The sequence below is a fragment of the Pseudomonas sp. P5_B2 genome (assembly GCF_056400445.1).
In genome coordinates, this window is record NZ_JBFULH010000626.1 from 1 (window position 1) to 2,298 (window position 2,298).

At 55.4% G+C, this 2,298-nt stretch carries 2 protein-coding genes; one reads left to right on the forward strand and one right to left on the reverse strand.

Annotated elements, in window-relative coordinates:
- Positions 1-1,950, forward strand: a 1,950-nt coding sequence (locus AC1DRJ_RS24875) for a DEAD/DEAH box helicase (protein ID WP_477804498.1), incomplete at its 5' end; no start/stop codon positions are given.
- A 126-nt stretch (positions 1,951-2,076) separates the two neighbouring features.
- On the opposite strand, the gene AC1DRJ_RS24880 is transcribed toward AC1DRJ_RS24875, so the two are convergent.
- Positions 2,077-2,298, reverse strand: a 222-nt coding sequence (locus tag AC1DRJ_RS24880; protein WP_477804499.1) for a hypothetical protein, incomplete at its 5' end; no start/stop codon positions are given.

The window sequence follows — 2,298 nt, forward strand, 5'->3', positions numbered from 1 at the left end:
GTGAAGGATGGGCTGGCGGTGTTGCGCGAAGCCAATTGGCATATCGATATCAGCAACGGCTTTCACTTCAACGTGCAGCCCGTAGAGCAATGGTACGCAGAGATCGAGGAAGAGTCGGGCCACCAATGGTTTGATCTACAACTAGGGATCGTCGTCAACGGTGAGCGCCACAGCTTGTTGCCGATCTTGCTGCATTTGCTGCGCACCCAGCCACAGCTGATAGAGCCCGCAAACCTGGCCTCGCGTAATGATGACGAAGAGTTGCTGATCGAGCTCGGCGGTTCCAAGACTCATGTGAAAATCGCGCTACCCTACGGCCGGATTAAACCGTTGATGGCCACCCTTGGCGAGTTATACCTGGGATCGCATCAGGGCGATTCATTGCGCTTGAATGCTCCRGATGCCGCTCGCCTGAGTTTGCTGGAAGGTGTTCCCCTGGTCTGGCAGGGCGGCGAGCGACTGCGCAGTTTTGCGCAAYGATTGCGTGAGTCGACCCATGTTCAAGTCTCGGCGCCTGAGGGACTCAAGGCGACGCTGCGACCGTATCAGCTCGAAGGGCTGAACTGGATGCAAACCCTTCGCGAGTTAGAGGTCGGCGGCATTCTGGGCGATGACATGGGGCTGGGGAAAACCCTGCAAACCCTGGCGCATTTGTTGACGGAAAAGCAGGCTGGGCGACTTGATCTCCCGGCGCTGGCTGTAATGCCAACCAGCCTGATTCCGAACTGGCTCGACGAAGCGGCGCGCTTTACCCCGCAATTGAAGGTATTGGCGCTTCATGGCGCTGCGCGGCAAAAAGATTATGCCAGCCTTGCCGAATATGACTTGGTGTTGACTACCTACGCGCTGCTGCCTAGAGATCTGGAAGTGTTGCAGCCGCAAGTCTGGAGCGTGCTGATTCTCGATGAGGCACAGAACATCAAGAATCCTGTCAGCAAAGCAGCTCAAGCAGCCCGCGACCTACAGGCCCGCCAGCGGTTATGTCTGTCCGGTACACCGCTGGAAAACCACCTCGGCGAACTGTGGTCCCAGTTTCACTTTTTACTGCCAGGTTGGCTTGGCGACAGCAAAACCTTCAATCGTGACTACCGAACGCCGATCGAGAAGCACGCAAACAGTGAGCGGATGCAGCATCTGACGGCCCGGATAAAACCCTTTCTGCTACGTCGCAAGAAAGACCAGGTAGCAACCGAATTGCCGCCAAAAACCGAGATTGTACACTGGGTTGATCTCAGCGATGGGCAGCGGGACGTGTATGAAACCGTTCGCGTTGCGATGGACAAAAAGGTGCGTGACGAAATCGCCCTCAATGGCGTTGGACGCAGTCAAATCATCATCCTTGACGCGTTACTCAAGCTGCGTCAGGTGTGCTGCGATCTGCGGCTGGTCAAAACAACAATCACGGCAAAAGCGCTTCTTTCCGGCAGTGGGAAGCTGGTCAGCTTGATGGAGATGCTGGAAGAGTTGCTCAGTGAAGGCCGCAAGATTTTACTGTTTTCGCAGTTTACTTCGATGCTCTCCTTGATTGAGGAGGAGTTGCAGCAGCGTGGTGTCGATTACTCGTTATTGACCGGCGATACGACGGATCGGCGCACGCCGGTCAAAGATTTTCAGAGCGGCAAAGTGCCGTTGTTTCTGATCAGTCTCAAGGCCGGCGGTACAGGTCTGAACCTGACAGCCGCGGACACGGTGATCCATTTCGATCCATGGTGGAACCCTGCGGTGGAAAATCAGGCGACCGATCGTGCCTACAGGATTGGGCAAAACAAACCGGTGTTTGTTTACAAGATGATTGCGCGCGGCACGGTGGAGGAGAAAATCCAGGCTTTGCAGCAGGAGAAGGCCGCTTTGGCAGGTGCTGTACTTGAAGGTGGAACGACCGGAGGATGGAAGCTTGAGCAGACTGAAATTGAGGCGCTGTTTGCGCCGTTGCCTGGTCAGAAGTATTGATATTCGGACAGTTCAGTGATTCCGGGTTGACTCTATCGCGGGCAGGCCATGCTCCTACAGGATTGAAATGAATCCCCTGTGGGAGTGAGCCTGCTCGCGATAGCAATCTAACTGGCAACGCAAGCCTCAGCGTTTTTCCAGCTTGTCCGGCAACGGCGCAAACAACGCTTCAATATCATCGCTCTGCAACTTCCAGTCCCCCGTCTTGCGTCCATCCAGAACGCCAGCGGCCAGGTCGGATTTTTCTTTTTGCAGGTGCTGAATTTTCTCCTCGACAGTCCCGCGGGCAATCATCTTGTAGACGAACACCGGTTTCTCCTGACCGATACGATAGGCCCGGTCAGTCGC